Below are 26,643 nucleotides of genomic sequence, written 5' to 3' on the forward strand. Positions count from 1 at the left end.
CCATGCCAGGGAAACAGCCGGTCGAGGTTCTGCTTCGCCCAGCGGTGGAGCTATACACCGTCGCAGCGTGTGCGGGCGCCGCGTTTCTCTCCCTGGTGGCCCCGTGGTCGCTCGCGCTGAGCCCTGCCATGGGCGTCGGCAGCGCGCTGGCGTTCGGCACCTACGGCGCGATCCGCTACCGCGATGCCCGCGTGATCCTGCGCTACCGCCGCAATATCCGTCGCTTGCCGCGCTACGTGATCACGAGCAGGGACGTACCCGTCAGCCAACAGCGGCTGTTCGTCGGGCGCGGTTTCCTGTGGGAGCAGAAGCACACCCATAGGCTGATGCAGACGTACCGGCCGGAGTTCCGCCGCTACGTCGAACCGACACCGGCCTACCGTCTGGCGCGGCGCTTGGAGGAACGGCTGGAGTTCGCGCCGTTCCCGCTGTCCCGGCTATCCAGGCTCACGCGCTGGGACGCGCCTTTCAATCCGGTTCGGCCGCTGCCGCCCGTCGGGGGCCTGCCACGCCTGCATGGCATCGAGCCGGAGGAAGTGGACGTCAGCCTGCCGCTCGGTGAGCGCGTCGGCCATTCGCTGGTGCTCGGCACGACCCGGGTGGGCAAGACCCGGCTCGCCGAGCTGTTCGTGACCCAAGACATTCGCCGAAAGAACGATGCGGGCGAACACGAGGTCGTCATCGTCATCGACCCCAAGGGTGATGCGGATCTCCTGAAGCGGATGTACGTCGAGGCCAAGCGCGCGGGCCGCGAGCACGAGTTCTACATCTTCCATCTCGGCTGGCCGGAGATTTCCGCGCGCTATAACGCGGTGGGCCGCTTCGGCCGCATCTCGGAAGTCGCCACCCGCATCGCGGGCCAACTGTCCGGCGAAGGCAACAGCGCGGCGTTCCGCGAGTTCGCATGGCGCTTCGTCAACATCGTCGCCCGCGCGTTGGTGGAACTGGGGCAGCGCCCTGACTACATGCTGATCCAGCGGCACGTCATCAACATCGACGCGCTGTTCATCGAGTACGCCCAGCACTACTTCGCCAAGACCGAGCCCAAGGCGTGGGAGGTGATCGTCCAGATCGAGGCCAGGCTCAACGAGAAGAACATCCCGCGCAACATGATCGGGCGCGAGAAGCGCGTGGTGGCGCTGGAGCAGTACCTGAGTCAGGTTCGCAACTACGACCCCGTGCTCGACGGCCTGCGCTCGGCGGTTCGGTACGACAAGACCTATTTCGACAAGATCGTCGCCAGCCTCCTGCCGCTGCTGGAGAAACTGACCAGCGGCAAGATCGCCCAGCTCCTGGCCCCGAACTACTCCGACCTGGCCGATCCGCGCCCGATTTTCGACTGGATGCAGATCATCAGGAAACGGGCCATCGTCTATGTGGGTCTGGATGCGTTGTCCGACGCCGAGGTCGCCGCGGCGGTCGGCAACTCCATGTTCTCCGATCTCGTGTCGGTCGCCGGGCACATCTACAAGCACGGGATCGACGATGGCCTGCCCGACGCATCGGCCGGCGCACGCGTGCCGATCAACGTCCATGCCGATGAGTTCAACGAGTTGATGGGCGACGAGTTCGTGCCGCTCGTCAACAAAGGAGGCGGTGCCGGCTTGCAGATCACCGCGTACACGCAGACTCTCTCGGACATCGAGGCGCGCATCGGGAACCGCGCGAAGGCCGGCCAAGTAATCGGCAACTTCAACAACCTGTTCATGCTGCGCGTGCGCGAGACGGCCACCGCCGAGTTGCTGACACGGCAACTGCCGAAGGTGGAGGTCTACACCACCACCATCGTGAGCGGTGCGACCGACAGTTCGGACATCCGTGGCTCGGCGGATTTCACGTCGAACACCCAGGACCGCATCAGCATGTCCAGCGTCTCGATGATCGAGCCATCGCACGTCGTCAGCCTGCCCAAGGGGCAGTGTTTCGCGCTGATGCAGGGCGGACAACTCTGGAAAATCAGGATACCGTTGCCCGCGCCGGATCCAGACGAAGCGATGCCGGAGGATCTGCAGCAACTGGCCAGCCACATGCGCCAGAGCTACACCGAGGCGATCCAATGGTGGGAGTTCACCAGTTCTCCCGCCCTGCAGGATGCCACCTTGCCCGATGACCTGCTCGACGAGGTGACCACCGCCGGGCAGGCCGCCATCGTCGGCGCGGACGACGCAGATGGCAACGAGGCCACGCCATGAGCGACGCCGCCACCACCACACGGCGGGAGCAGAACCGCCGGCAGGGCCTGATCGTCGGCACCATCACCTTGCCGCTCCGGGTGCTTGGGGTGTTGATCGGTTCGCTACTGTTCTCCATCGTCATGGAGTGCGTCGGCATGCATCTGTTCTGGAAGGATCAGGGCTGGCGGCACTCCCAGCAGATGCTCCAGTTCGAGCTGGGGCACCTGTCGAACCACTTCACCCGCAGCGTGGTCGTGCGGGAGCCCGCGCGCACGGCGCACGCACTGGTGGAGACCGGCTACGATTGGGTGTTCGTGCGCTCGGGACTGCTGGAGCGCATGAGCCAGACCGCCGAACGCGCCCGCGCGCCCAGCGAGGGGCAGGCGCGCAACTTCCGCTACTACATCAGCCAGGCCTATGTCTGGTCCGAGCGCTACCTGATCGCCGCGGCGTTCACGACGCTGACGTTCCTCGTCCGGCTATTGGTACTGGTGCTCACGTTGCCGCTGATCTTCACGGCGACATTCGTCGGCCTGATCGATGGCCTCGTCCGGCGCGACGTACGCCGGTTCGGGGCGGGCCGGGAATCCGGCTTCATCTACCACCGCGCCAAAGCAAGCCTGATGCCGCTGGCGGTTCTGCCCTGGATCACCTACCTGGCATTGCCAGTCTCAGTGCATCCGCTGCTGATCCTGCTGCCCAGCGCCGCCTTGCTGGGGCTGGCGGTGTCCCTGACCGCGGGGAGCTTCAAGAAGTATCTGTGACCTCATGGCGGGAATTCCTGCCCTTGGCTGGCTGCTATTGTTGGCCTCCGATGATCCCTGTCGGGAATCCCGCCATGTCCGCGCCCATTGAGATGCGCTACCAGACCTTTCCCCCGTCGCCGGCGCTGGCGGACTACGTCGAGCATCTGTGGATGGTCGAGGCGCCGGCACATGCCGTACCGCATCGGGAGATCTTGATCCCTAATGGCAGGCCGACCATCCTGGTGTGCGTCGCCGCACCCGGAAGCCGCATCGCCATCCGGGACAACCGGATCGAACCAAACGTCAGCAACTGTGCTGGCGTTCCCACACGCCCGATCATCCTCGAACAAGCAGGGGTATCGCACTATGTCGCCGCCCAACTGCGACCCTGGGGCCTGAAGGCGTTTGGTTTGCCGCCGCTCATCGACGCTGCCCTTCCGATGGCGACGTGGCTGGGCGAGGCCGCGACATCCGCGCTGGAAACCGCCTGCGGCACGCACGGGTTCGGCGTCGATGCCACCCGTCCCCTGCAGGAGATGCTTTCCGGTCACCTCGACCCGCTTCCGCCGCATCGACTTTCCCTACTGCGTTCCACGATGGATGCGGTCGAGTCGAAAGGAGGGCTGATCGGCGTCGAAGCCCTGACGGAGCACTTGGGCATCAGCTATGACGCGCTTTACCGGCTCTTCCGGGGCTACGTGGGCGTGCCGGTCAAACAGTTCCTGTCGATCATGCGCTTCTACCACTTTTCCGGCGAATTGCTCAAAGGCGGCTACGGTAGCTTCGCCCTGCTCGCCAGCCTGCAGGGCTACTACGACCAGGCGCATGCCACCCGCGAGTTCAGACGATTCACCGGCATCAGCCAAACGGAGTTCCGGGAGCACCTCAACGGCATCGCCAGGCTGATGCACGGGGATGCCTAGATCGTGCGCCGACCGCAAGATTCGTACAAGACTTCCGCTTCGCGGCCCTGCAACCATTCCGCACCACCTGCGGCACAAGCGCCCACTGACCGGGCGTTTCCATATTGAGGCCACCGATCTCCAGGCATCGCGGAACGCACTCCCATGACTTCCATGTTCAAGAAGCTCAATCTCAAAGATCAGACACCGATCGTCGTTCTGAATGCTCCGCCGTCGTTCGAACCCGAACTCGCGGCACTGATCGATGTCGCCATCTCCCGCAAGATCGGCAAAGGTGAGAAGACCGGCTTCGGAATCGCCTTCGTCGTGACTCAGAAGCAGCTGGACGAGGCATCCGCAGCACTTGCCTCGGCTGCTGAGGGCGATGCGGTTCTGTGGCTCGCATACCCCAAAACCACGTCCAAGCGCTACAAGTGCGAGTTCAATCGAGACAGGGGCTGGGATGTGCTTGGCCGGGCGGGATTTGAAGGCGTCCGGCAGGTGGCCATTGACGAGGACTGGTCGGCTCTCCGCTTCCGTCGGGTGGAATACATCAAGTCGATGACCCGAGCTCCGCAACGAGCGCTGACGCAAACCGGAAAACATCGAGCGGCCAAGTGAGTCCAGTGCATGCCGGAAGGACGGCACGGCGATTGACGAGCTTGTAATGCACGGGGGCAAGGCATAGCCAAAGCCGTGACAGTCCGCGGGCGTCCGTCTGGATCGCACAAGACCCCAGATCCACGTCACCCTTCAACTTCCCATCAATCGGGCTGAAGCCGGTTCGCATTGTTTGCGGCGCGCATCCGGCCGCGCCGAGAACATTTCGCCATTCCTCGTGATTCGCGGACTGGCAAATGCAGGTGACCGTTCCTCCTATCGCCCACTGGCGCTGCGTGCCTAGCCTGTTGCTGGCGCTGTGCATCGTGCTTGGCTTCTCGGCACGCGCCCATGCCGACGACGCAAGTCCTGAGCACGCGCGCCTGGCCGCCGCGTTGCGCCAGCTAGACGCCATCGACCGGCTGATCGCGCACGAAGCCACGCGCCCCCGCGACGAACGCACCCGCTACCACTTCGACTATGGCCGGCTGAGCGCCGACCTTGAACGCGTCCGCGACGGTATCCATGACTACCTGACCCCATCGCGCGCGCAGCCGCGCGATCCCTCCGAACTGGCCGGCGACTACCGCACCGAGCGGGTCGTCGAACCGCTGACGACCACGGAGGGCCAGCCATGAACGGCGACCAGCTCTCCGCCTTTCAGGCCAACAGCGGCATCGCTCCCTCCGCGATGGCGGTCGTTCTGGTCGGTGTCGTTTTCGCCGTGCTGCTCGTGTGGGGGGTGTGGGCCATCCGAACCGCCTACGTGGGGTGGGCAGAGAACCACCTCAACCAGCGCCAGTTCCTCGGCGTCTGCATCCGCTTCGTCGCGATGTACCTCGTCCTGGGTTTCTTCCTCCTCTCCTGACCTGAAAGGACTGACCATGCAAAGCCGCATCCTCACCTCCCGCCTTGCCCTGCGCGCCACCGTGGCCCTGGGCACCCTCACGCTGCCCGCGCTCTCGTTCGCGCAGAGCCTGCCAACGATCGAGCCCCCTTCGCGGGGCACCGGCAGCGGCATCATGGACACCATCCGCAACTACGGCTACGACATCATCATGCTCGTGGCGCTGCTGGTGGTGGCCACGATGTTCATCGGTGTGTGCTACCACGCCTACGGCACCTACGCGGAGATCCACACCGGTCGCAAGACCTGGGGCCAGTTCGGCCTCACGGTCGCCATCGGCGCCGTCCTGCTCGTGATCGGCATCTGGCTGCTCACCGAAGCCACCGGCATTCTGTAAACGGGGCTGGCCATGTCCGAGCACGCGCACATCCGTGCGGACGGAACGGTCACGTTCCTTCCGCACCGGCTCAATCGGCATCCCGTGGTCGTGCGCGGCCTCACCGCCGACGAGCTGTGGATCTGCTGCGGCCTGTCCGGTGGCGCCGGCCTGCTGGTCGGCGCGCCGCTGTCCTGGGCGTTCCGGATGATCGCGATCGCGCCCACGTTCGTTGTCCTCGGGGTGGCCCTCGGCGTGTTCGTGGGCGGCGGCATCCTGCGCCGCCTCAAACGCGGACGACCCGACACCTGGCTGTACCGGCAGTTGCAGTGGCGCATCGCCACGCGGCATCGGCTGATGGCCGGCTGGGTGGGCGGCCATGCGCTGATCTCGCGCTCGGGCTTCTGGGCCACCCGAAGGAGCGCGCGATGAGCCGTTTCAAAAACGAGATCACCCATCTGCAGGCGCACATCAGGACGCTGCGCCTGGGCGCTGGCGCCCTAGTCATCGTCGCGCTGGTGATGGGCGGCGGCTGGTGGAGCGCGCCCCGCGATCTGACGATCCACGTTCCGCCGGATCTGCGCTCCGGCAGCACCCGCAAGTGGTGGGAAGTGCCCCCCGAATCGGTCTATGCCTTCACGTTCTATGTGTTCCAGCAACTCAACCGCTGGCCGACGAATGGCGAGGAGGACTACCCGCGCAACCTGTACGCGCTTTCAGCGTACTTGACGCCATCCTGCCAGGCCTTCCTGCGGGCCGACTACGACTACCGGCGCAGCACGGGCGAGCTGCGGCAGCGCGTGCGCGGCATCTACGAAATCCCCGGCCGCGGCTACGGCGATGCCCCCACGGCGCGCGTGCGCGTGGTCTCCGACCGCGACTGGGTGGTGACGCTGGACATCAGCGCCGACGAGTACTACGGCGCCGAGCAGGTCAAGCGCGCCCTGGTGCGCTACCCCATCAAGGTCACGCGTGTGGACATCGATCCCGCACGCAACCCGTTCGGCTTGGTACTCGATTGCTACGAAGGCGCGCCGCAGCGCATCGGCAGCCCGGAACCGACGCGCCCGGTGCCCGGCGATCTGGCTCCGCAAACGCCCCAAGGAGAAAGCCCATGAAGCATCCAGTTCTCGCCTTGCTGGGGCTGCTGGCCGTGGCCTCGGCGCCCGTTGCCCAAGCGGTGGAGATCCTGCGCTGGGAACGCATGCCGCTGGCCGTGCCCCTGAAGGTCGGCCAGGAGCGCATCGTGTTCATCGACAGGAACGTCCGCGTGGGTGTGCCTGCCGGGGTGAGCGAGCGCCTGCGCGTGCAGAGCGCAGGCGGCGCGGCGTACCTGCGCGCGAGCGAGCCGATCGAACCGACCCGGCTACAGCTACAGGACGCCGACACGGGCGCATTGATCCTGCTGGACATCGCGGCCGAGCCTGCGAAGGAGGGCGAGTCCGCACTGGAGCCCGTGCGCATCGTCGATGGCAACAGCACCGCAGCGCGCTATGGCGTTCAGCCGGCGGGTGTCGACGAGGCTCCGGTGCGCGCCCAAGACCAAGCGGGTGCGCGGGCAACGCGGCGCGAAACCCCAGTTCCGGTCGTGCTGACGCGCTTCGCCGCGCAGAACCTTTACGCGCCGCTGCGCACCGTCGAGCCACTGCCCGGCGTCATGCGGGTCAACCTGCGCCGCGATCTGGATCTCGCCTCGCTGATGCCGACGCTGCCGGTGCGCGCCACCGCGCTCGCGTCGTGGCGGCTGGAAGACCAATGGGTGACGGCCGTGCGCCTCACCAACGGAAGCAGCGGCTGGATCACTCTCGACCCGCGCGTGATGCAAGGAGATTTCCTGACCGCGACCTTCCAACACGAGGCGCTCGGCCCGCGCGGTACGCCAGAAGACACCACCGTCCTGTACATGGTGACGCGCGGGCGTGGCCTGGCGCAGTCACTGCTGCCTGCCATCCACCGCTTCGACCCGGCCGCGCATCTGCCTCAGCCGGAAGCCGAGACCAAGGACGGCAAGAAGGAGGCCCGCCATGCGCAGTAACGGCCTGCTCAAGTGGCTGATGATCCCCGTGGTCGTTCTGGTGCTCTTCGTCGGCATCCGGCTGTTCTCGGGCGGCGGGGAAATGGCGCCGACACGGATCGACGCGAGCGCCCAGCTCACGCCCGACGAGATGAAGGCGCTGGGCATCGAAGGCGATACCCCGCGTGACACCGTAGCGACGCTCGTCGCGCAGGTGAGGCAACTGCGCACCGAGCTTCAAACCGCGCTCTCCGACAACAACGCTCAGCGCGCCGAGAACCAGCGCCTGCGCCAGCGCGAGGCTTCGATCGACCAGCGCATCAACTCGGCGCTGGAGACGGAACGCTCCAATCTGCGCCGCGACCAGCAGCAGGCGGCCAGCGAACGCCAGCAGACCGAGGGGCTGCTCGCCGACCTGCAGCGGCGCCTGGACAGCATCGGCGGCCGCGGCGGCGGCCATGCCGATCTGCCCGTGGGCCTGGGACTGCGTGATGGCGACGGGGCCGGCATGGAAGGCGGCATGCGCTGGGTGGAGCCGGACGACGCGAAGCAATCCGAGGGTCGCGGCGGCATGAGCTTCCCGACGAGCTTCGGCCCGGCGCAGCACACGCCGGACACCACGGCGGAAACCGTCGCGGACGCGGGCGGCGTCAGGAGTGCCGCACCCGTCTACACCGTGCCGACGAACTCGACGCTGATGGGCTCGGTGGCGATGACCGCACTGATCGGCCGCGTGCCGATCGACGGGACGGTCACCGACCCGTTTCCCTTCAAGGTTCTGGTCGGACAGGACAACCTGACCGCCAACGGCATCGACATTCCCGACGTGGCGGGCGCCGTGTTCAGCGGCACCGCTGCGGGCGACTGGACGCTCTCGTGCGTGCGCGGCCAGGTGCGCAGCATCACCTTCGTCTTCCACGACGGCACGATCCGCACCATCCCCGAAGACCGCGACGGCAACCAGCAAAACAACCAGCAGCGTGACGGACTGGGCTGGATCAGCGATCCCTACGGCATCCCTTGTGTCAGCGGCGAACGGCGCAGCAACGCACAACAGTACCTCGGTTCGCAGGCCCTGATCACCGCCGCCGGCGCCGGTGTGGCTTCGCTCATCGACAGCGACAGCGGCCAGGTGTCCTACGTGGGCGCCGATGGCTCCATCGGCAGCGTCGGCATCTCGGGCAACGAAGCCGTGGGCCGCATCCTGGCCGGCGGCGTGCGCGACATGGCCGATTGGGTCAACAAGCTCTACGGCCAGGCCTTCGCCGCTGTCTACGTGCAGCCTGGCGCCAAGGTCGCCGTCCACCTCGAAAAGCCGCTCGCCATCGACTACGACCCCGAAGGCAGGCGCGTCGATCACCGCGCAGGAGAACGCCATGCTCTCGAACTCGACTGATTGGGCCAAAGGCCTTGCGCTGGCCGTCGCCGTCGCCGTCGCCGTCGCGGTGCTCGGTGGCTGCGCCACCAGCAAGGAAAAGCTGCTGCCCCACGGCGACAGCACGATGATGGACATCTGGCGGCAGGAAGCCGGCGACGGCGGCGGCGGTGCTGGCCAGGCGGCACGCCGGCAGCTGCTCGATGCGCGCCAGAGCCTGCGCCGGCCACTGACCGAGGCCGACGTGCAGGCCGCGCCCACCGAGCAGATGCGCTACACGCGCACCGCGCGCAACGAGGTCCATCGCCAGTTCCAGCGCCTGCCCAATCCGGACCTCATCATGTACGTGTACCCGCATCTGGCGGGCACCGATCCCGTACCCGTGCCGGGCTACACGACGGTCTTCCCGCTGTACCAGCGCGTGCAGTACGCCATGCCGGGCGAGCGCGTGGAGGACTACTGATGCGCTGGAAACTCCCCTGGCCGAAGCCGAACGCCGAAGGTGCCAGCGACACGACCGACGACGAGCAGCCGGACGGCTGGCAGCGCCACGTCGAGGCCTTGCGCCAGGCCGGCATCCCCGAACCCGGCACTGCGGTTCAAGGCCGCAGGCCGGCGACCGTGGCCGACGAGCAGGCACTGTACGACGTGGCGCCGTCGTTCGTGGAACTGCTGCCTTGGGTGGAGTTCCTGCCCGAATCGAAGTCCATGCTGCTCGAAGACGGGCAATCGGTGGCCGCCTTCTACGAGCTGGTGCCGCTAGGCACCGAGGGCCGGGAACCGGCCTGGCTGGCTCAGACCCGGGATGCGCTGGAAAACGCGCTGCAGGACAGCTTCGACGAGTTGGACGAGAACCCCTGGGTCATACAGCTCTACGCCCAGGACGACCCCAGCTTCGACCAGTACATGCAGACCTTGCGCGACTACGTGCAGCCGCGCGCCCGCGGCACGGCATTCACGGAGTTCTATCTGCGCTTCTTCGGCCACCACCTGCGCGCGGTGGCCAAGCCTGGCGGCCTGTTCGAGGACACGGTGGTCACGCGGCTGCGCTGGCGCGGCCAGACGCGGCGCGTGCGGATGGTGGTCTATCGCCGCGCTGCCGGACAGGCGAGCCGACGCGGCCAGACGCCGGAGCAGATGCTGAACATCGTCTGCGACCGTTTGTGCGGCGGGCTGGCGAACGCCGGCATCCAGGCCCGGCGCATGACCGGAGCGAACGTTCACGACTGGCTGTTGCGCTGGTTCAACCCCCATCCCGCGCTGCTCGGGCCCGGGGCCGAGGATCGGGAGCGCTTCTATGCGCTGGCGCGCTACCCCGACAAGGCCGAGGACGGCGAGATCGAGCTGGCCAGTGGACGGGATTTCAGCCAGCGGCTGTTCTTCGGCCAGCCGCGCTCCGACGTGGCGCAAGGGGCATGGCATTTCGACGGCATGCCGCATCGCGTGCTGGTCACCGACCGGCTGCGCATGCCGCCCGGCGCGGGACACCTGACCGGCGAGACCCGCAAGGGCGATGCGATCAACACGCTGTTCGACCAGATGCCCGAGGACACCACGATGTGTCTGACGATGGTGGCGACGCCCCAAGACATCCTCGAATCGCACTTGAACCACCTGGCGAAGAAAGCCGTGGGCGAAACCCTGGCGTCGGAACAGGCGCTCAAGGACGTGCAGGAGGCCCGTTCGCTGATCGGCAGCTCGCACAAGCTCTACCGGGGCACGCTGGCGTTCTACCTGCGCGGGTGCGACGAAGCCGAACTGGACCGGCGCGGCCTGGATCTGGCGAACGTGATGCTCAACGCCGGCTTGCTGCCCGTGCGCGAGGACGATGAAGTCGCAGCACTGAACAGCTACCTGCGCTGGCTGCCGTGTTGCTACAACCCCAGCCAGGATCGGCGGCATTGGTTCACCCAACTGATGTTCGCGCAGCATGTCGCGAATCTCTCGCCGACCTGGGGCCGCAGCCAGGGAACCGGCCACCCGGGAAACACCTTCTTCAATCGCGGAGGTGGCCCGATCACCTTCGATCCGCTCAACAGGTTGGATAGGCAAATGAACGCCCATCTCTTCCTGTTCGGGCCGACGGGCTCGGGCAAGAGCGCGACGCTCAACAATCTGTTGAATCAGGTCACGGCGATCTACCGGCCACGGCTCTTCATCGTGGAGGCAGGCAACAGCTTCGGCTTGTTCAGCGACTTCGCGAGGCGCCTTGGCCTGACCGTGAACCGCGTGAAGCTGGCGCCCGGCTCGGGCGTCACCCTGGCGCCGTTCGCCGACGCACGCCGGCTGATCGAAACGCCCAGCGACGTGCAGACGCTCGACGCCGATGCGCTGGACGAAGACCTGCCGCCGGATGCCGCGGCCATGGAGGCGGACGAGCAGCGCGACGTGCTGGGCGAACTGGAGATCACCGCACGACTGATGATCACCGGTGGCGAAGACAAAGAAGAGGCCCGGATGACACGGGCCGACCGCTCGCTGATCCGCCAGTGCATCCTCGACGCCGCCAAGCACTGCGTGGCTGCGAAGCGTACGGTGCTCACCCGCGACGTGCGCAACGCATTGCGCGCGCGAGGCCAGGACTCGACGCTGCCCGAGATGCGCCGCGTGCGCCTGATGGAGATGGCGGACGCGATGGATATGTTCTGTCAGGGCACCGATGGCGGAATGTTTGACCGCGACGGCACGCCGTGGCCCGAGGCCGACATCACCCTGGTCGATCTGGCGACCTATGCCCGCGAGGGCTACAACGCGCAGCTCTCCATCGCCTACATCAGCCTGATCAGCGCGGTGAACAACATCGCGGAACGCGACCAGTACCTCGGCCGCCCGATCATCAACGTCACCGATGAGGGGCACATCATCACGAAGAACCCGCTGCTCGCGCCCTATATCGTAAAAATTAGAAAAATGTGGAGGAAATTGGGCGCGTGGTTCTGGCTTGCGACGCAGAACATCGACGATCTTCCGCGCGCCGCGGAGCCCATGCTCAACATGATCGAGTGGTGGATCTGCCTGTCCATGCCGCCCGATGAAGTCGAGAAGATCGCGCGCTTTCGCGAGCTCTCGCCCGCGCAGAAGGCGCTGATGCTCTCGGCGCGCAAGGAGGCCGGGAAGTTCTCCGAAGGGGTGATCCTGTCCAAGAGCATGGAAGTGCTGTTCCGGGCCGTTCCCCCGAGCCTCTACCTGGCGCTCGCGCAAACCGAGCCCGAGGAAAAAGCCGAGCGCTACCAGCTCATGCAGCAGCACGGCATCAACGAACTGGAAGCGGCCTTCAAAGTGGCCGAGAAGATCGACCGGGCGCGCGGCATCGAATCGCCCGCGCTGGACTTGCCGCAGTAGCAGCTGGAGACCGTCATGGCGCCGAAACGTCCTTCCATTCCGATGCAGGTGCAGGCGCAGGCGTTCCGCCGTCGGCGCAAGCGGCCTCGTTGGCCCTGGGTTCTGTCCGCCGGACTGGTTGCGCTGCTGCTGATCTGGCTCGTTTCTCGGTCGCCCGGCGAAACCTCGCCGCAGTCTCCCGCGCCGGTCAGCACCGCACAGGTCGCCGGCCCTCCCTGGCAGATGGGCAATCCGGAGGGTCGCTTCACGCTGACGCTCTTCGCGGATCTCGAATGCCCGTTCTGCCGGACGTACTTTCCACTGCTTGGGCGCTGGATGGACGACAACGCGGACGTGGCCCTGCAATGGCACCACCTGCCGCTGCCCGCGCACGAGCCGGCCGCGTCAGCCGGGGCGCGCTTGGCCGAATGCGCCGCCGAAACAGGTGGGCATGCGGCCTTCTGGCAAGCTGTCGAATGGGTCTATGCCCACACCCGCGGCGACGGCCAGGGCGTGCCCGATGGCCTGCGCTATCCCGGCCTCACGCCCGCCATCGAGCAGTGCCTGGCGAGCGAACGGCCCGATGCGGTGATCCAAGCCCAGACCTCGGAAGCCACGAAGAGCGGCGTGACCGCCACGCCATCGCTGCGATTGCAGGATCGCCAGACGGGCCAGGCGATTCTGCTGCAGGGGCCGATCGAAGGCGACGCCTTGCTGTCGGCTATGGACATGCTGGTGGTTGGCGATCCGTCCGCATTCCCGGAATGAAACCGGGCATGCCTCGTTTCCTATTTTCAGTCGTCCCCGATCGCCGTCTGCGCTGCACTACCGGCATCGTGAACTCCGGGGTGGCCTGCCATGCGTCGTCTTTCTTCGATCGTTTCCGCCAAGCAGCCGTGGCTGGCGTCCATCGGCCTGGCCGCGGTGCTTGCGACCAGCACGCTGCACGCCGAAACCTGGGTCATCACCGATCGGGCGCACCCGGTTTCCGGCCAGGCGGATCGGTACATCCTGCTGGATGCCCCGGCGCGCATCGAGGCTGAACTGGCCTCCGGCCTGCCGCCTGACCCCACGCGGGCGGAAAGCATGGCGCGGGAGCGCCTGAACCAGGGCGGTGCCGACTTGCAGCGCCGAATCGCCGCGGCCTACCAGGGCGTCACCGACGCATGGAGCCTGGGCATCACCAGTATCCCGGCCGTCGTGGTGGATCAACGCTACGTGGTCTATGGCGAGCCGGACGTGGCCCGCGCCGTCGCGCGCATCGAGCAGCACCGGAGGACGCAGCCGTGATCCGTCCATTCGACCGGTTGCGCCGCCTGCGCGTTGCCGTGGCCTCGCTGCTGTTGTTCAGCGCCACGGGTAGCTACGCCATCAACACCGCCACGATCGTCGGCTCGGTGGCTTCGCCCGACTGCCTGGAGTACCGGGTGGTGGGCATCTGCTACTGGCTGTACTGCACCTTGACGGGCTGCACGGTGCGCACGTCCGTCAAAGTGCGTCACTACGTGCCCGATGCGGTGGTCTCCAGCTACAGCAATACAGGGCAGAACCCCTGGATCGAAGTGCGGGCGATTAGCATGCCCAACCCAACGGCGCAGGCTGGTGGCGACGGCACTACGAACGAAGAGCATGAGAACAATCTCGCCAAGTTCAAGAATGCCGACGTCATCGGCCATCCCGGGGTCGAGGCGTTCAACCAGTTCGCCTCGTCCTCGGGCTACTTCTGCGAGGGCGCAGGCACGGCGTTCATGCCGTATCTGCTCAGCACCTTGGATACGCTGGCCTGGCGCTACAACGTGCCCGAGATGTTCTATCCGGAAGCGCTGATTCCTGGCCTGCGCGAAGTCGGTGCGCGTACCTCGCTGAACCTCTGGGGCAACGTCTACCCACGCGGCGGCTTCCTCCACCAGGTCGACGACCACAAGGCCGGTGCCGTGGTGGCCCAGCGCGCGGGCGATGTCGTCACTCGCCGCGGCCAGATCCACGTCTATCGACCGCTGCTGGCGAACGCGCGCCCCGGCTACTGGCCGGCCGGTGCGCTGATGGAGGGTGATGCCTCGACCGGCAAGTGGCAGGAACTCACGCCCGTCCTGTTCTCGTCCTGCACGGTCTTCCCGCGCAGCGGCTTCCTGACCCAGGCCCAGCAGGGCGATTACGCCTGGGCGCTGTGGCGGCCCTATTCGTGCTGCGAACGCCGCGGGCAGGTGTTCCTCGGCAGCGTCGATTTCTATTGAGGGGATGGCGATGAAGCGTCCTGAACTGATGAACCTCTCCACCCGGGCATGCCGCCTGCTGCGTCCGACGGTGCTGGCTGGCGCGCTCGCCCTAGGCTGCGGCTTGGCGTGGGCGCAGACCGGCTTCCAGATCAGCGGCCCCGTCCTCGGCGATGAAGTCATGTACTCGATCGGCGGCGGTACCGCCGTGTCGATGGGCCGTGCGGCCGGCATGCACTCCATCGGGGTCGGCGTGGGCTGGAACAGCAACCTGATCTGCGGCGACATGAGCATCCAGACCACGCTGCGCAACCAGCTCAACGGCATCACCCAAGGTTTCCAGCAGATCATGAGCAACGTGATCCAGAGCGCCACCAGTGCGGTGGCGTCCCTGCCTGCGCTGATCATCCAGCGGGCCGATCCAGGCCTCTACAACCTGCTGACCAACGGCGTGCTGCAGGCCAGGATGGATTTCGACCGCTCCAAGCTGACATGCCGCGCCATGGCCGAAAAGATGGCCGACATGGCAGGCGGCCAGCTCGGCTGGAGCCAGATGGCGGAAGGCATGGCGCTGCGCGACGCGGTGGCGAGCACGGATGCCGTGTCGGCGATCGAGCAGGCAGAGACGCGCCGGGGCAATGACGGCGTGCCCTGGGTGGGCGGCAGCAATGCCGGCGGCGCGGGCCAGCCTGCAATCCGGGTGGTCGGCGATGTCACCCGCGCGGGCTACAACCTGGTCAACGGCCGCGGCGTGACCGATACATCCTCCATCTCGCCCGCCAGTTGCGCGAGCCTGTCCTGCCAAACCTGGACGTCTCCGCAGCAGGCCGTCGAATGGGCCACGCGGGTGCTCGGTGAGCAGGAGCAGCGCACCTGCGATGCCTGCACCAAGACCGAGACGGTGCCCGGCGTCGGGCTGACGCCGCTGATCCAGGAGGAGTACGAGGCGAAGCTGGAAGCTTTGCAGGAACTGATCTCCGGGACGCGCAACACGACGTTCGAGAACCTGCGCGAGGCCGGCAGTACGTCACTGCCCATTACCCGCGGGGTCATCGAGGCGCTGCGCGACGAGCCGGATCAGAACCTGCTGGCGCGGCGCCTGGCGTCCGAGGTGGCGCTGTCCTCGGTGCTGGAGAAGGCGCTGCTGCTCCAGCGCACCCTGCTGACGGGCAAGAAGGAACCCAATGTCGCGGCGAACCGGCTTGCGGTCGACGCCGTGAACCACGAGAACGACACGCTCGACCAGGAGATCCGCAACCTCAAGACCGAGCTGGAACTGCGCCGCGAGCTGGCCAACAACTCGCCGATGGCCATCATCCAGCGCCACAGCACGCGCGCGGCAGGATCGCGCGGCATCTACGAAGGAGACCCGGTGCCCGATCGCCTCGACCGGTTGCAGAGGGGCAATCCGGGAGGCCCGCCATGAGCACGATGCGCATGGGCTGGCTGCGCCCGCGCTGGCTGTTCAGCCGGCGCGCGGCGAAGGTGCTGCTATGGACGGTGGGGATCGTCGCCGCTGTCGTGGCAGCCAACGTCGCCGGCATCTACCTGATCGGCAGCGTCGCCGGCTGGGAGCGGTGGCTGGCGGCCTCGGCGGGCTACTTCCTGGTGTGGCGGCTTTGCCTGTACGGGGCGACGGCCTACGGATGGGTGTGGATGCGACGCCGACTGCTGGCGCGCGAGGCCGATGCGCAGGCGCGGCGCCGCCTGGTGCGCAGCGAGATCGCCGGCGTCGTCGCCATCGTGGCGTTGGAAGCCAGCCTGTGGATGCAGGGCTGAGGGGAGATTTGGGCCATGACGCTCTTCACGACCGATTACCTGGAGTACTACCTGACGCTGGTGTCCTGGATCGTCCACAACGGCATCTGGGCGGTGCTGGTGTCCAGCGGGGTCTTCGCGCTGCCCTTCGTGGCGATCGTCCTGCAGGAATGGCTGAAGGCTCGCGCGGAAGGCGCCGACGAAGGCAACAAGGGTGTGCTCTCGGCGGCGCGCATCGAGAACCGGGTGTTCGTGGCGATCGTGGTGGTGATGTTCGCAGGCATCCCGTTCATCGACGTGGATCTCAACACCATCCGGTACGACACCTCACGATCCGCGCAGTGCCAGGTCAGCGTGCCGCAGCCCACGGACACCGGCTGGTCGCAGTCCTTCAGCACGCTCAACAACCAGTCGGCGAAGGTGCCGGTCTGGTGGGGCTTCATGCACGCGGTCTCGCGCGCCGTCACGGGTGCATCGGTGGCGGCAATCCCATGCGGCACCGACCTGCGGCAAATGCGGATGGAGATCGACGCAACGCGCATCGACGACCCGGTACTGGCCCAGGAGGTGGCGGATTTCACGCACGACTGCTACGGGCCGGCCCGCGCCAAGCTGTTCATGCAGCGCCCGGATCTCGATGAAGCGCAGATGCACGACGTGACCTGGATCGGCTCGCGCCTCTTCACGGACACGGCGGGCTACTACGACAACTATCGTTCCCGCACGCCGCGCGACGACTGGCCCTACGACAGCACCCGCGACGCGGGGCTGGCGCAGGTGGCCAGCGGCGGCGGCTACCCGACCTGCCGGCAATGGTGGGCCGATGGCAGCAACGGCCTGCGGGCACGGCTGCTGGGTCAGGTGGATCCGAGCCTGCTGAACCGGCTGGCGGGCTGGGCCGGGTTCCTGACCCGGGCCGAGGTGGACGATTCGGTGATCCGCGCGATCGCCTCGCCGCGGCAGCAGAAGCTCAACCGGGGTTCGGTCTATACCGACTACGGCGGCCAGATCGACAAGACCTTGCCGAACATCATCACGCGGGCCGCGGGCGACGTGGGCATGGCCGTAGGGGCGCTGGGGTACTTCCCCGCGATGGACGTGATGCGCCAAGCGCTGCCGATGGTACTGGCGCTGCTGAAGCTCGCCTTGGTGATCTGCATTCCGCTGGTGCTGCTGATCGGCACCTACGACCTCAAGACGCTGGTCACGCTGAGCGTGGTGCAGTTCGCCATGTTCTTCGTCGATTTCTGGTTCCAACTGGCGCGCTGGATCGACAGCACGATCCTGGATGCCCTATATGGTTGGGGATTCGGGTGGAATCGTCCGCACACCAACTTCGACCCGCTGATCGGGTTGAACAACGCCTTCGGGGACATGCTGCTGAACTTCGTCATGGCGACGATGTTCGTGGTGCTGCCGAGCTTCTGGCTGGCCGGCCTGAGCTGGGTCGGCATCCGTGCCGGCTATTCGCTGCAGGGCATGTCGGAGGGCACCAAGGGCGCTACACAGGCGGGCAGCAAGGGGGCGGGAGCAATCTCGCCACGGCTGAGGTAGCCGCTGGGAAACGAATCAGGCGTTGCGTTGAAAAGCGTGTAGAACAGGATTCAGCACGGCGGAACCGACAATGTGTAGTCCGGGGCCACGCCCCATCAGCTCAGCAATCCGCTGCTCGTCGAGCGCACCCGCTGCAAAGTCCTGCTCCATCTGATCTGCGAGCGCCACCTTGGCCAATGACAGCATCGCCTGGGCTTCCTGGGTCAACCCGCTTGCCGAGCGCGCGTCGTACGCGATCAGCATGTCGAGCATGGGGGCGATGCTCGCCGCTCCTTTCTCGATCATCTCAGCTTTGAAGCCATCGATCACATACGTCACCGCGCGCCAGACCTGCTGCGATTGCTCTTCGATCGACTGTGTGATCAAGGCGCGGCGTTCGGGCGCCGACAGCGTCGGAAGCGGCGCCAAGGCAGTTGCCATGGTGCGCGCGAGCCGGATGAGCTGGTAGTCGGTCAGGCGCTCCAGCAGACCCTCAATCGCTTGCTTCTGCGCGCCGTTGCGCAACGCTTCGGCAAGTCCGTCGGTGGAGGGATGCGGCGCATCGATGTGGCCCGCAGAATGCTGCGCGGCGGACTTCCTGATGTCGTTGGGAGGATGCTCCGCCAAGGGATCGATGTCGATAGTGACCTCGCGTGTCTCGGTTTCGATCCGGACGGCTCCAAGGCGGATCGCGAAGTTCAAAGCGGAGAACAGCGAGATACGGCCATAGATCTGTCCATCCGAAGCGTCGACACCGACGATGACGCGGTGCCCGAACTCGAACGCATTGGGGGTTTCTCCTACGGTTGGACGGAAATCCCACCACACCGGAGCAGAGCCATTGAAAGGCAGCAGAGCGGACGCGAGATTCGACTTCGCCGCTGACAACTCCTCGCTTTCGCTGTCGGTCGACTTGCATCCGCCAAGGAGCGCCACCCTGGCGATGGCCTGCGTATAGGCGATGAACTCGGACAGCGCTCCGGATCTGGCGATCTCCGAAAACTCCTGGGCAAAGAAAGTTTGCGCGACGTATGCGACTGCACCCAAGCCGCATTCCCCTCCGAACGCGCGCCGATGGTGGACTGATCCAAGTAGGTAGCGTTCCTCTGTCGGCTTCGACTGCATCGTGACGGAGTAGCCCTTGCCCTGTAGGTCGGCAACCCATCGATTTGCCGACTGCCGATCCGGGAAGGCCATCTCGACCGCTGTGCCTTCGCCGATGGGGGTGCTTGAAATGACCCTGGGCTCCGTGAACTTGATCTCGTTGGCGGAAATGGCGATCGGCGCGCCCGTTAGTGGGTCATCTGCATAGACAACCTTGACCTGATCGGAATGGTCGGGGCGAACGCCGAGGTAGGCGTTGAGGAAGTCGATCTGCCCAGCGATCTCCCCGACCAGGCCGGAATAGTTGTTGTCGTGCGTGGTGCAGTAGATGCCGGAGTTCGTCCTTCGGCCTCCGAGCGCCGCAGGGAACACGTGCTCCTTGGAGCCAGCGGGGTTCCCACAGACGATGCAGGTCTTTGCCATTTCGATCGCCCCCCCTCAACAACCATTTCTATCGATGACCTGCCGTTTTCTCGTTCAGCCCTAGAAGCGAAGCCGCTCAGTCGTCCTCGTACCGTTCATGCGAGTGATCGTTGTAGAGGTTCGGGTCGTAGCCGGGCGTGTTCCGGAGTTCGTCGAGCGTCGTGAACGAGTAGTCGTCCGCCGGGGCCGAGTCGCCTCGCTGCGCTGCCCAGGCCACCGCCATGACGGCGACGACAAGCAGCGCCAGCCAGAACGCGGCGTACAGCAGCACGCCCAGCACGACCAGCTTCACCACCCACAGCAGCGCCACCGCGACGCCGGCCGGCAAGCCCGAGGACACGAGCCGGCCCGACACCAACCGTTCGCCGCGCGCATAGGCGCGCCATCCACGGCCGAAACCGCGACCAAGGCGTTCTGCGATGCTGATGCGGGTCGTCGTGTTCATGGTCGTCTCCTGCTACATGAGGATTGCCTGCTCCAGCTTGCTCCCATCCGTTCTACGCGTGACTTCGATGTGTTCTCCAGCGGTTTCAGGACGCTTCACCATCCGGTTCCACCGGGCCGGGATCGGATTCGAAGCCGATGTGATAGTCAGCAACGAAGCCCGGCCAGTCCACATGGTCAACCAGGTCGATGTCCTCGAAGACACTGACCTTCGCCTTTGCACGCTCGAACAGGGCGATGCTCGCGTCGGGGTAGTTGTTGCGCGACGGATAGAGCACCCCGTCGAACGGCGGCAGGCCGTCGTCTCCGAGCATCGCATGCACCTGGGCGGACACCTGCTGCGTATGCGTGTAGTCCCGGCTGGCCAACTGCTCCAGATTCAAGCCGAAGTAGCCCGCCATCACGCCCGGTGCCGTGAGATCGGCCAGGCGCAGACCGTCTAGGACACCCACGGCGCGCACCATCCTGCTCTGGACTTCCTTCAGCGCGATCGAGCGCTTCGTGTCCGCGAGCCATTGGTGCTTGTGGAACACCGACTCCATCAGCGCCGTGGGAAGATCGCGACCCAGGTAGAGCACGCCGTAGACCCGCGCCGGGTCGTCGTAGCGATTGGTGCCGTCACGGCCGTAGTACAACGGCTCACCTCGATAGACGGTGCGGCTCACATGCTGGAGCAGTTCACCCGCATCGATCAGGAACGACGGCAACTCCTTGCTCACGTCAACCTCGCCTCAATGTACGTGTACGCCCAGCACGTTGAACACGGCCCTGGCCACGTCGTCTATCGAACCGGGCGTTACCGCATCCACCGGCGAACGGCCGCCCAGGCCTTCGAGCGGTTCGGACAGCGCGCGGTAGATCGTCCAGTTGTCGATGCCCTCGGCCTCCTGGAGCACAGTCTGAGTCAACTGCTGCTTCACGGGGTCGAGCTGCCAGTCGGGCAGCTTCTGGCCGCGCGGGCCCACGTTCAATGCCAGGAGCCGACCGGCAACGATGTCCTTGTAGATCTGCTGGCGGGACTTGTCCGCCAGCCTGGCGAACTCGGGCAGCGGCAGATTGTGCGGTCGCTCGAAGGCTTCGAGCAGCATGGCGCGGCCACGCTGGATGTCGGTTTCGCCGGGCACCCAGCGCGTACCGGCACGCAGCGCAGCTGCCTTGCGTGCAGCGGTCTGTGCCGCCGTCTCCACTTCCAGGACGGCGGGAAGCTCCACCGCCTCCACACGCTCGTGGACGAACGCCTGCAGTTCTGCCGCGAAAGCCCTGGCGTCACGGATTTCGACGGTATTCGCGAAACGGCGCACATCCTCCACCGTGACGCGCGGCAGATGGTCGGCGATGAATTCAAGAGTCTTGGGCATGGTCATCTCCTACAGGCAGGATTGAGACAGCACCACTCTATTCTCGTATGTCTCGTATGTCAACTATGTCGCCCGACAGAGACCATCCCTGGCAGAGATCGCCGCCATCCCGGGTGGGTGGAGGCATCGGCGCAGCATAGGTCGAGTCCCCGCACCAGGTCGCCGTCCAATCCCTTCGAGCCGGTTCCTCATTGACGCTGGAGTCGCGGCCCGCGCCGCCCTATACCCAAACGGTCAAAGGTCAAACGGAAAGGGCAAGGGAATGGGGCGCAAGGGGAAAGGCCCTACCTCGAAAAGGCAAAAGGCCTCCCGGTCGCCCCCCATCAGGACACTCAGATGCTTTCCCTGTTCCAGCGAAAACGGGCCTCGGTCGTTACCGCTCCGTCGCCAGCACCCGCCGCCGATCCCCCGAAAGGGCTGCTGCGACCTGAGTCGGCTGCATCGCTGCTGGCGACACCGCGCCGGCAAAAGTTGCTGGAACACATCTGGCAGCGCACGTCGCTCTCGCGCAGGCAGTTCGCCACCCTGTACCGCGCGCCGCTGGAGCGCTATGCGGAACTCGTCCAGAAGTTTCCCGCCTCGGAGAGCCACCATCACGCCTACCCGGGCGGCATGCTGGATCACGGGTTGGAGATCGTCGCCTACAGCCTGAAGTTGCGGCAGTCCTATCTGCTGCCCATCGGCGCCAGCCCTGAAGACCAGGCGGCGCAGTCCGAAGCCTGGACTGCCGCCGTCGCCTACGCCGCGCTGCTGCACGACATCGGCAAGATCGCCGTCGATCTGCACGTCGAGCTGGTCGACGCCTCGGTTTGGCACCCGTGGCACGGCCCGCTGCATCAGCCGTACCGCTTCCGCTACCGCGACGACCGCGAATACCGGCTGCACAGCGCCGCGACGGGTCTGCTCTACCACCAACTGCTCGACCGGCACATCCTGGACTGGCTCAGCGACTACCCGGCGCTCTGGGGGCCGCTGCTTTACGTCCTGGCCGGCCAATACGAGCACGCCGGGGTGCTGGGCGAGCTGGTCGTGCAGGCCGACCGTGCATCGGTCGCCCAGGAGCTGGGCGGCGATCCGGCCCGCGCCATGGCCGCTCCCAAGCATGCGTTGCAACGCAAGCTGCTCGACGGGTTGCGCTACTTGCTCAAAGAGGCGCTGAAGCTGAACCAGCCCGAGGCCTCCGATGGCTGGCTCACCGAGGACGCGCTTTGGCTGGTGAGCAAGACTGTCTCCGACAAGCTGCGCGCGCATCTGCTGTCGCAGGGCATCGACGGTATCCCGACGAGCAACACGGTCGTGTTCGATGTGCTGCAAGACCACGGACTCATCCTCCCGACACCGGACGGCAAGGCAATCTGGAAGGCCACGGTGAGGGGCAACAGCGGCTGGTCGCACGGCTTCACCTTCCTGCGCCTGTCGCCGGCGCTGATCTGGGAGTCGGCTGACCGGCCTGCACCGTTCGCCGGCACCGTCACGGTGACGCCCAAGGACGGCGCCGTGGCCGAGCCCGAGGCACCTGCTTCACCCCCGCCGGCCACCGACACCGCGTTGACCGAGGCCTCTCAAGCGGTGGCGGCGCCGATCGATGGCGTCGATGCTCTGTTGGAACTGCTCGGCACGAACGCCACCGCGCCGGTCGAACCGCCGCCTCCCGGGGTCGCGCCACTGTATCCGGTGGAGACGCCTGTAGCCCCTGCCGAGGCGTGGGCCGATACGACTCCGGCGACGCCTTCGGGCGAACACTTCATGGATTGGCTCAGGCAAGGCATCCAGTCGCACAAGCTGATCATCAACGATGCCAAAGCGCTCGTGCATACCGTCGCCGACACCGCGTACCTCATCAGCCCCGGCGTGTTTCAGCGCTACGCGCAGGAGCACCCGCGTGTCGCCTTCCTCGCCAAGCAGGACGACGTATCCGGCTGGCAGTGGGTGCAAAAGCGCTTCGAGAAGCTGCAGCTCCATCGCAAGCAGCGCAGCGGCCTGAACATCTGGACCTGCAACGTGACCGGGCCTCGCAAGTCTCGACGGCTGCACGGCTACCTGCTGGAGGACCCTCGTCGTCTATTCATCGATCCGCCTGCGAACAACCCCTACCTGTCGCTCGCGCTTGGCGCGTGACCGCTGCCGCCATGTCGCGGATTGCCCGACACGGCACGTCCGCCCACCTGCGGCGCACATCTAGCGCACTAAGTATGAATCCGTCCGCCAGCAACTACTCGCGCCGCAGCAGGGCGGACAACTGTATCGGGATGCGCGGATCGACGTCATCACGCGGGTAGTCTTGGCGATGCAACGACTGTGCACACACCTCGATACGCACGCCTGCATTGATGAGGGTGGCGATCAGCGCCGCGTCTGCATGCGGCCGTCCCAGGCGAACCGCGAACGCCTTCTCGCGCAGTGCCAGCTTCGCCGCCTGATCGCGCAGGAGAACCACGATCTCCATCCGGTCGTGTTGGCGATTTGAGGAGGTTCCTCTTCATGTGGATCATCAGGCTTGTTCTGTTTATGTACTCTTACAACATTATAAATTAGACTATGCTAATGTATATGCGTAAGATGGACATCAATCATCGGGAAGCGCGGCGCGCTTTCCTCTTCAAGGGTGTGGGTGCCCTGGCAGCGATCGCGTTCGCGGGGATCACCATCGGCATGGTGCTGCGCCGAAAGCCCGCGCCACCCGCACAACAACCGTTGGAGGCAGCCATGAAGCGCATCGTCATTCTCGGCAGCGGCTTCGCTGCGCTCACCGCCATCCGCCAACTGCGCGAACAGCGCGTCGACGCCGACATCACCGTGGTGTCGCCGCGAAACGAACTGGTCTACCTGCCCAGCCTGATCTGGCTGCCGTCGGGCGAGAAGACCGGGGACGACCTGCGCATCCCGCTGGCCGGATTCTTCGAGCGCATGCGAGTGCGCTGGCACCAGGGCAGCGTGCGGCAGGTCCTCGACGGCGGGCGCCGCGTGGTCACCGACAACGGCGAACTCGCCAACGACGTGCTGATCGCCGCTACCGGAGGTCGCTACCTGCGCAAGCTGCCGGGCATCGAGCACGCGCTCACCCCCTGTGAAGGCATCGCTTCGGCCGAGGCCATTCGCGATCGCCTGGCGACGATGGATGGCGGCACCATCGCCATCGGTTTCGCATCCAATCCGAACGAGCCCGGCGCAGTGCGCGGCGGTCCGATGTTCGAGTTCCTGTTCGGCATCGATACCCTGCTGCGCCGCCAGGGCCGGCGCGACAGGTTCAAGCTGGTGTTCTTCAATCCGTCGAGGGAGCCGGGGCAGCGCCTTGGTCCGTCCGCGGTAAAGAAGATGCTGGAACGGATGCGCACGCTCGGCATCGAGACGCATCTGGGCCACAAGCCCGTGCGCTTCGAAGCCGACAAGGTGGTGACCGAAGGCGGCGAATTCGCCGCCGACCTGATCCTGTTCATGCCCGGCCTCACCGGCCCCGCGTGGCTGGACGACAGTGAACTGCCGCGCTCGGATGGCGGCTTCGTCGCGGCCGACGAACACTGCCGCGCACGCGGCCTGGAACACGTGTACGTGGCCGGCGACATCGGTAGCTATCCCGGCCCCGACTGGATGGCCAAGCAGGCGCACCAGGCCGACCTGCAGGCCGAAGCGGTGGCGAGGAACATCGCCGCCGAGTTGCTCGGCAAACCCGCAAATCACGGCTTCAAGACCGAACTGACCTGCATCGTCGATACGCTCGACAGCGGCCTGCTGATCTACCGCAGCCAATCGCGGACTTTCACCTCGCCGCATTCGCGCATGTTCCACTGGCTCAAGCGCAAGTTCGAGGACCGCTACCTCAAGGCCTATCGTTGAACTCCCTGGGCCCGTTCCCGATGCGCGCGGTGCTAGTGGCCGCAGCTGCGCTATTGGCTTGGTGGCTGGTGCGTCTGTTGGCGCGGCGCTGGGGCGACAGCCACACCGACGCATCCACACCGAAGCTGGCCGACGCCCTGTTCACCGATGCATTCCTCGTCGGCCTGCTGGCGGCGCGCCTTGGCTACGTGGTGCGCTGGTGGCCGGAATACACGGCGGCGCCGTGGTCCATCGTCGCCATCGGCGACGGCGGTTTCCTGTGGTGGATCGGCCTGCCTACCGCTCTCGCCTTCGCGTGGTGGCGGAGCGCAAGGCAGCGGCGGTTGCGCAAGCCATTGTTTGCCGGCATCGCCGCCGGCCTGCTGGTGTGGTTCGCACTCAACGGCACGCTGGCCCTGTTGCAACGCTCCGCGCCACCGCTGCCCAATATTGCCGCATGCACGCTCGACGGCGCCTCCGCGACGCTCGACGCCAGCGCCGGCAAGCCCATCGTGCTCAACCTCTGGGCGACGTGGTGCCCGCCGTGCCGTCGCGAAATGCCGGTGTTCGAGGATGCGGCGCAACGCTACCCAGGCATCGACTTCGTGCTGCTCAATCAGGGCGAGGACGCGGCCACCATCCGCGAGTTCCTTGACGGCCAGGGACTGACGTTGCACGAACACATCCTGCTCGACCCGCATTCTCAGGCGATGCCCGCCACCAATACCCGCGGCCTGCCAACCACACTGTTCTTCGATGCGAACGGTCGCCTCGTCGACAGCCATATGGGCGAACTGACCCGCGCCAGCCTCGCCGACACCCTGCGCAAGCGCTTCGGCGCGCAGACCGGTCCGCAGTTTCAACCCGACAGCGCGGTCCCGCTGCGGTAGAGGATGTAGCCGGCGACTGCGAATACGAACCCGGCGAAGATCCGCGTCAGCAGTGCGCGACGCTGCCCCCAGCGCAGCGACAACCGCGTTCCGAGTACGCCGCCGAACACGCCCCCGAGGATGAACAGGCCCGCGATGCCCCAGTCGACCAGTCCCGACGCGGCGTAGTTGATCGCCGTGGCCAGGCCGAAGGTGCCGACGGCCAGCAGCGACGAACCGACCGCATTGCCCATCGACATGCCGGTGGCCAGGATCAGCGCCGGCACGATCAGGAAACCGCCGCCGATGCCGAAGAAGCCGGAGGCCGCGCCAGCGAGCAATGCGAGCGCCCCAGCGCGCAGGCAATTGCGCAAGGTGGTGACCTCGTGCTCCGGCGCACGCTCGCGCCGCGGTCGCAGCATCGCGGCACCGACGACCACCATCACCAGCCCGAACAGGAACAACAGTTGCTGGCCATCGATCGCCTTGCCGAGACTGGAGCCGGCCAGCGCGCCGAGCGTGCCCACCAGCGCGAACACGATCGCGCAGCGCCAGCAGACGTTGCGCCGCCGCGCATGGGTGATGAAATTGGCGTAGGCGTTGGCCGAGACCGCAAGCGCGCCGGTGCCGATCGCCACGTGCGGCGGCGCAACGCCGACCACATAGAGCAGCAGTGGCGTGGCCAGGATCGAACCGCCGCCGCCGATCAGGCCCAGCACGAAGCCGACCAGCCCACCGGAGAGCAGCGACGCCACGGTCTGCCATGCATCCAT

The 26,643-nt window shown here is 66.2% G+C and carries 28 protein-coding genes; 22 read left to right on the plus strand and 6 right to left on the minus strand.

The window, feature by feature from the left end; translation table 11 throughout:
* The first annotated feature begins 2 nt into the window (after positions 1–2).
* The 19 genes from traD to MIC98_RS14080 all read left to right on the plus strand — a co-directional run bounded on the left by traD (position 3) and on the right by MIC98_RS14080 (position 17,880).
* A complete protein-coding gene (traD, locus tag MIC98_RS13990) occupies positions 3–2,192 on the plus strand; it encodes a type IV conjugative transfer system coupling protein TraD (RefSeq protein ID WP_239737562.1) in 2,190 nt (729 codons plus the stop codon).
* The gene (locus MIC98_RS13995) at positions 2,189–2,938 is read left to right on the plus strand and encodes a TIGR03747 family integrating conjugative element membrane protein (RefSeq protein WP_239737563.1); all 750 of its coding nucleotides are present in this window, start codon (positions 2,189–2,191) and stop codon (positions 2,936–2,938) included. Before traD ends, MIC98_RS13995 begins: the two co-directional genes overlap by 4 nt.
* A 74-nt stretch (positions 2,939–3,012) precedes the next feature.
* On the plus strand, positions 3,013–3,843 hold the full coding sequence (locus tag MIC98_RS14000; RefSeq protein ID WP_239737564.1) for a helix-turn-helix domain-containing protein: 831 nt from the start codon (positions 3,013–3,015) through the stop codon (positions 3,841–3,843).
* A 144-nt stretch (positions 3,844–3,987) separates the two neighbouring features.
* The gene (locus MIC98_RS14005; RefSeq protein ID WP_239737565.1) at positions 3,988–4,443 is read left to right on the plus strand and encodes a hypothetical protein; all 456 of its coding nucleotides are present in this window, start codon (positions 3,988–3,990) and stop codon (positions 4,441–4,443) included.
* Positions 4,444–4,679: 236 nt separating this feature from the next.
* Positions 4,680–5,060, plus strand: a complete 381-nt coding sequence (locus MIC98_RS14010; RefSeq protein WP_239737566.1) for an RAQPRD family integrative conjugative element protein — start codon at positions 4,680–4,682, stop codon at positions 5,058–5,060.
* Positions 5,057–5,290, plus strand: coding sequence for a TIGR03758 family integrating conjugative element protein (locus MIC98_RS14015; RefSeq protein WP_239737567.1), 234 nt, complete (start codon positions 5,057–5,059; stop codon positions 5,288–5,290). The genes MIC98_RS14010 and MIC98_RS14015 overlap by 4 nt, the downstream gene beginning before the upstream one ends.
* A 16-nt stretch (positions 5,291–5,306) precedes the next feature.
* A complete protein-coding gene (locus MIC98_RS14020) occupies positions 5,307–5,666 on the plus strand; it encodes a TIGR03745 family integrating conjugative element membrane protein (RefSeq protein WP_239737568.1) in 360 nt (119 codons plus the stop codon).
* Between the two features lie 12 nt (positions 5,667–5,678).
* Positions 5,679–6,077, plus strand: coding sequence for a TIGR03750 family conjugal transfer protein (locus MIC98_RS14025; RefSeq protein ID WP_239737569.1), 399 nt, complete (start codon positions 5,679–5,681; stop codon positions 6,075–6,077).
* Positions 6,074–6,763, plus strand: a complete 690-nt coding sequence (locus MIC98_RS14030) for a PFL_4703 family integrating conjugative element protein (RefSeq protein WP_239737570.1) — start codon at positions 6,074–6,076, stop codon at positions 6,761–6,763. The genes MIC98_RS14025 and MIC98_RS14030 overlap by 4 nt, the downstream gene beginning before the upstream one ends.
* Positions 6,760–7,680, plus strand: a complete 921-nt coding sequence (locus MIC98_RS14035) for a TIGR03749 family integrating conjugative element protein (RefSeq protein WP_239737571.1) — start codon at positions 6,760–6,762, stop codon at positions 7,678–7,680. The genes MIC98_RS14030 and MIC98_RS14035 overlap by 4 nt, the downstream gene beginning before the upstream one ends.
* Complete coding sequence (locus MIC98_RS14040; protein WP_239737572.1) at positions 7,670–9,055, plus strand: TIGR03752 family integrating conjugative element protein; 1,386 nt, start codon at positions 7,670–7,672, stop codon at positions 9,053–9,055. The genes MIC98_RS14035 and MIC98_RS14040 overlap by 11 nt, the downstream gene beginning before the upstream one ends.
* Positions 9,036–9,497 (plus strand): TIGR03751 family conjugal transfer lipoprotein, encoded by a 462-nt coding sequence (locus MIC98_RS14045; RefSeq protein WP_239737573.1) that lies wholly within the window; start codon positions 9,036–9,038, stop codon positions 9,495–9,497. The genes MIC98_RS14040 and MIC98_RS14045 overlap by 20 nt, the downstream gene beginning before the upstream one ends.
* Positions 9,497–12,376 (plus strand): conjugative transfer ATPase, encoded by a 2,880-nt coding sequence (locus tag MIC98_RS14050; RefSeq protein WP_239737574.1) that lies wholly within the window; start codon positions 9,497–9,499, stop codon positions 12,374–12,376. Before MIC98_RS14045 ends, MIC98_RS14050 begins: the two co-directional genes overlap by 1 nt.
* Positions 12,377–12,391: 15 nt before the next feature.
* Positions 12,392–13,123 carry a thioredoxin domain-containing protein gene (locus MIC98_RS14055; RefSeq protein ID WP_239737575.1) on the plus strand — a complete coding sequence of 244 codons (732 nt, stop codon included), beginning with the start codon at positions 12,392–12,394 and terminating at the stop codon, positions 13,121–13,123.
* 90 nt (positions 13,124–13,213) lie between these two features.
* On the plus strand, positions 13,214–13,645 hold the full coding sequence (locus tag MIC98_RS14060; RefSeq protein ID WP_239737576.1) for a TIGR03757 family integrating conjugative element protein: 432 nt from the start codon (positions 13,214–13,216) through the stop codon (positions 13,643–13,645).
* Positions 13,642–14,589 carry a TIGR03756 family integrating conjugative element protein gene (locus tag MIC98_RS14065; protein ID WP_239737577.1) on the plus strand — a complete coding sequence of 316 codons (948 nt, stop codon included), beginning with the start codon at positions 13,642–13,644 and terminating at the stop codon, positions 14,587–14,589. The genes MIC98_RS14060 and MIC98_RS14065 overlap by 4 nt, the downstream gene beginning before the upstream one ends.
* Positions 14,590–14,599: 10 nt before the next feature.
* Positions 14,600–15,994, plus strand: a complete 1,395-nt coding sequence (locus MIC98_RS14070) for an integrating conjugative element protein (RefSeq protein WP_239737578.1) — start codon at positions 14,600–14,602, stop codon at positions 15,992–15,994.
* Between the two features lie 5 nt (positions 15,995–15,999).
* Positions 16,000–16,347 (plus strand): hypothetical protein, encoded by a 348-nt coding sequence (locus tag MIC98_RS14075; protein ID WP_239738189.1) that lies wholly within the window; start codon positions 16,000–16,002, stop codon positions 16,345–16,347.
* A gap of 15 nt (positions 16,348–16,362) precedes the next feature.
* Positions 16,363–17,880 (plus strand): conjugal transfer protein TraG N-terminal domain-containing protein, encoded by a 1,518-nt coding sequence (locus tag MIC98_RS14080; RefSeq protein WP_239737579.1) that lies wholly within the window; start codon positions 16,363–16,365, stop codon positions 17,878–17,880.
* 15 nt (positions 17,881–17,895) lie between these two features.
* Here MIC98_RS14080 and MIC98_RS14085 read toward each other — a convergent pair whose 3' ends face one another.
* The 4 genes from MIC98_RS14085 to MIC98_RS14100 all read right to left on the minus strand — a co-directional run bounded on the left by MIC98_RS14085 (position 17,896) and on the right by MIC98_RS14100 (position 21,188).
* On the minus strand, positions 17,896–19,386 hold the full coding sequence (locus tag MIC98_RS14085) for an HNH endonuclease (RefSeq protein ID WP_239737580.1): 1,491 nt from the start codon (positions 19,384–19,386) through the stop codon (positions 17,896–17,898).
* Between the two features lie 76 nt (positions 19,387–19,462).
* Positions 19,463–19,831 carry a DUF3742 family protein gene (locus MIC98_RS14090; protein WP_239737581.1) on the minus strand — a complete coding sequence of 123 codons (369 nt, stop codon included), beginning with the start codon at positions 19,829–19,831 and terminating at the stop codon, positions 19,463–19,465.
* 85 nt (positions 19,832–19,916) lie between these two features.
* Positions 19,917–20,549 carry an RES family NAD+ phosphorylase gene (locus tag MIC98_RS14095; protein ID WP_239737582.1) on the minus strand — a complete coding sequence of 211 codons (633 nt, stop codon included), beginning with the start codon at positions 20,547–20,549 and terminating at the stop codon, positions 19,917–19,919.
* 12 nt (positions 20,550–20,561) lie between these two features.
* A complete protein-coding gene (locus tag MIC98_RS14100; RefSeq protein WP_239737583.1) occupies positions 20,562–21,188 on the minus strand; it encodes an integrase in 627 nt (208 codons plus the stop codon).
* A gap of 336 nt (positions 21,189–21,524) precedes the next feature.
* Between MIC98_RS14100 and mobH the strand changes: the two genes are divergently transcribed.
* Entirely contained in the window at positions 21,525–23,306 is a 1,782-nt protein-coding gene (gene mobH, locus MIC98_RS14105; protein WP_239737584.1) for a MobH family relaxase, read from the plus strand.
* Positions 23,307–23,400: 94 nt separating this feature from the next.
* Here the strand turns inward: mobH and MIC98_RS14110 are convergent, their stop codons facing one another.
* Positions 23,401–23,634 carry a DsrE family protein gene (locus MIC98_RS14110; RefSeq protein WP_239737585.1) on the minus strand — a complete coding sequence of 78 codons (234 nt, stop codon included), beginning with the start codon at positions 23,632–23,634 and terminating at the stop codon, positions 23,401–23,403.
* A gap of 260 nt (positions 23,635–23,894) precedes the next feature.
* Here MIC98_RS14110 and MIC98_RS14115 point away from each other — a divergent pair, with 260 nt between their 5' ends.
* Together MIC98_RS14115 and MIC98_RS14120 are read left to right on the plus strand one after the other, a co-directional pair.
* Positions 23,895–25,022, plus strand: a complete 1,128-nt coding sequence (locus MIC98_RS14115; RefSeq protein WP_239737586.1) for an FAD-dependent oxidoreductase — start codon at positions 23,895–23,897, stop codon at positions 25,020–25,022.
* Positions 25,019–25,891 (plus strand): TlpA disulfide reductase family protein, encoded by an 873-nt coding sequence (locus tag MIC98_RS14120; RefSeq protein WP_239737587.1) that lies wholly within the window; start codon positions 25,019–25,021, stop codon positions 25,889–25,891. The genes MIC98_RS14115 and MIC98_RS14120 overlap by 4 nt, the downstream gene beginning before the upstream one ends.
* On the opposite strand, the gene MIC98_RS14125 is transcribed toward MIC98_RS14120, so the two are convergent.
* On the minus strand, positions 25,861–26,643 hold the full coding sequence (locus MIC98_RS14125; RefSeq protein WP_239737588.1) for a sulfite exporter TauE/SafE family protein: 783 nt from the start codon (positions 26,641–26,643) through the stop codon (positions 25,861–25,863). The two genes, MIC98_RS14120 and MIC98_RS14125, sit on opposite strands and share 31 nt — an antisense overlap.

Origin of the sequence: Stenotrophomonas sp. NLF4-10 (assembly GCF_022359915.1) — a bacterium.
In the GTDB taxonomy this organism is placed as follows: domain Bacteria; phylum Pseudomonadota; class Gammaproteobacteria; order Xanthomonadales; family Xanthomonadaceae; genus Stenotrophomonas; species Stenotrophomonas daejeonensis.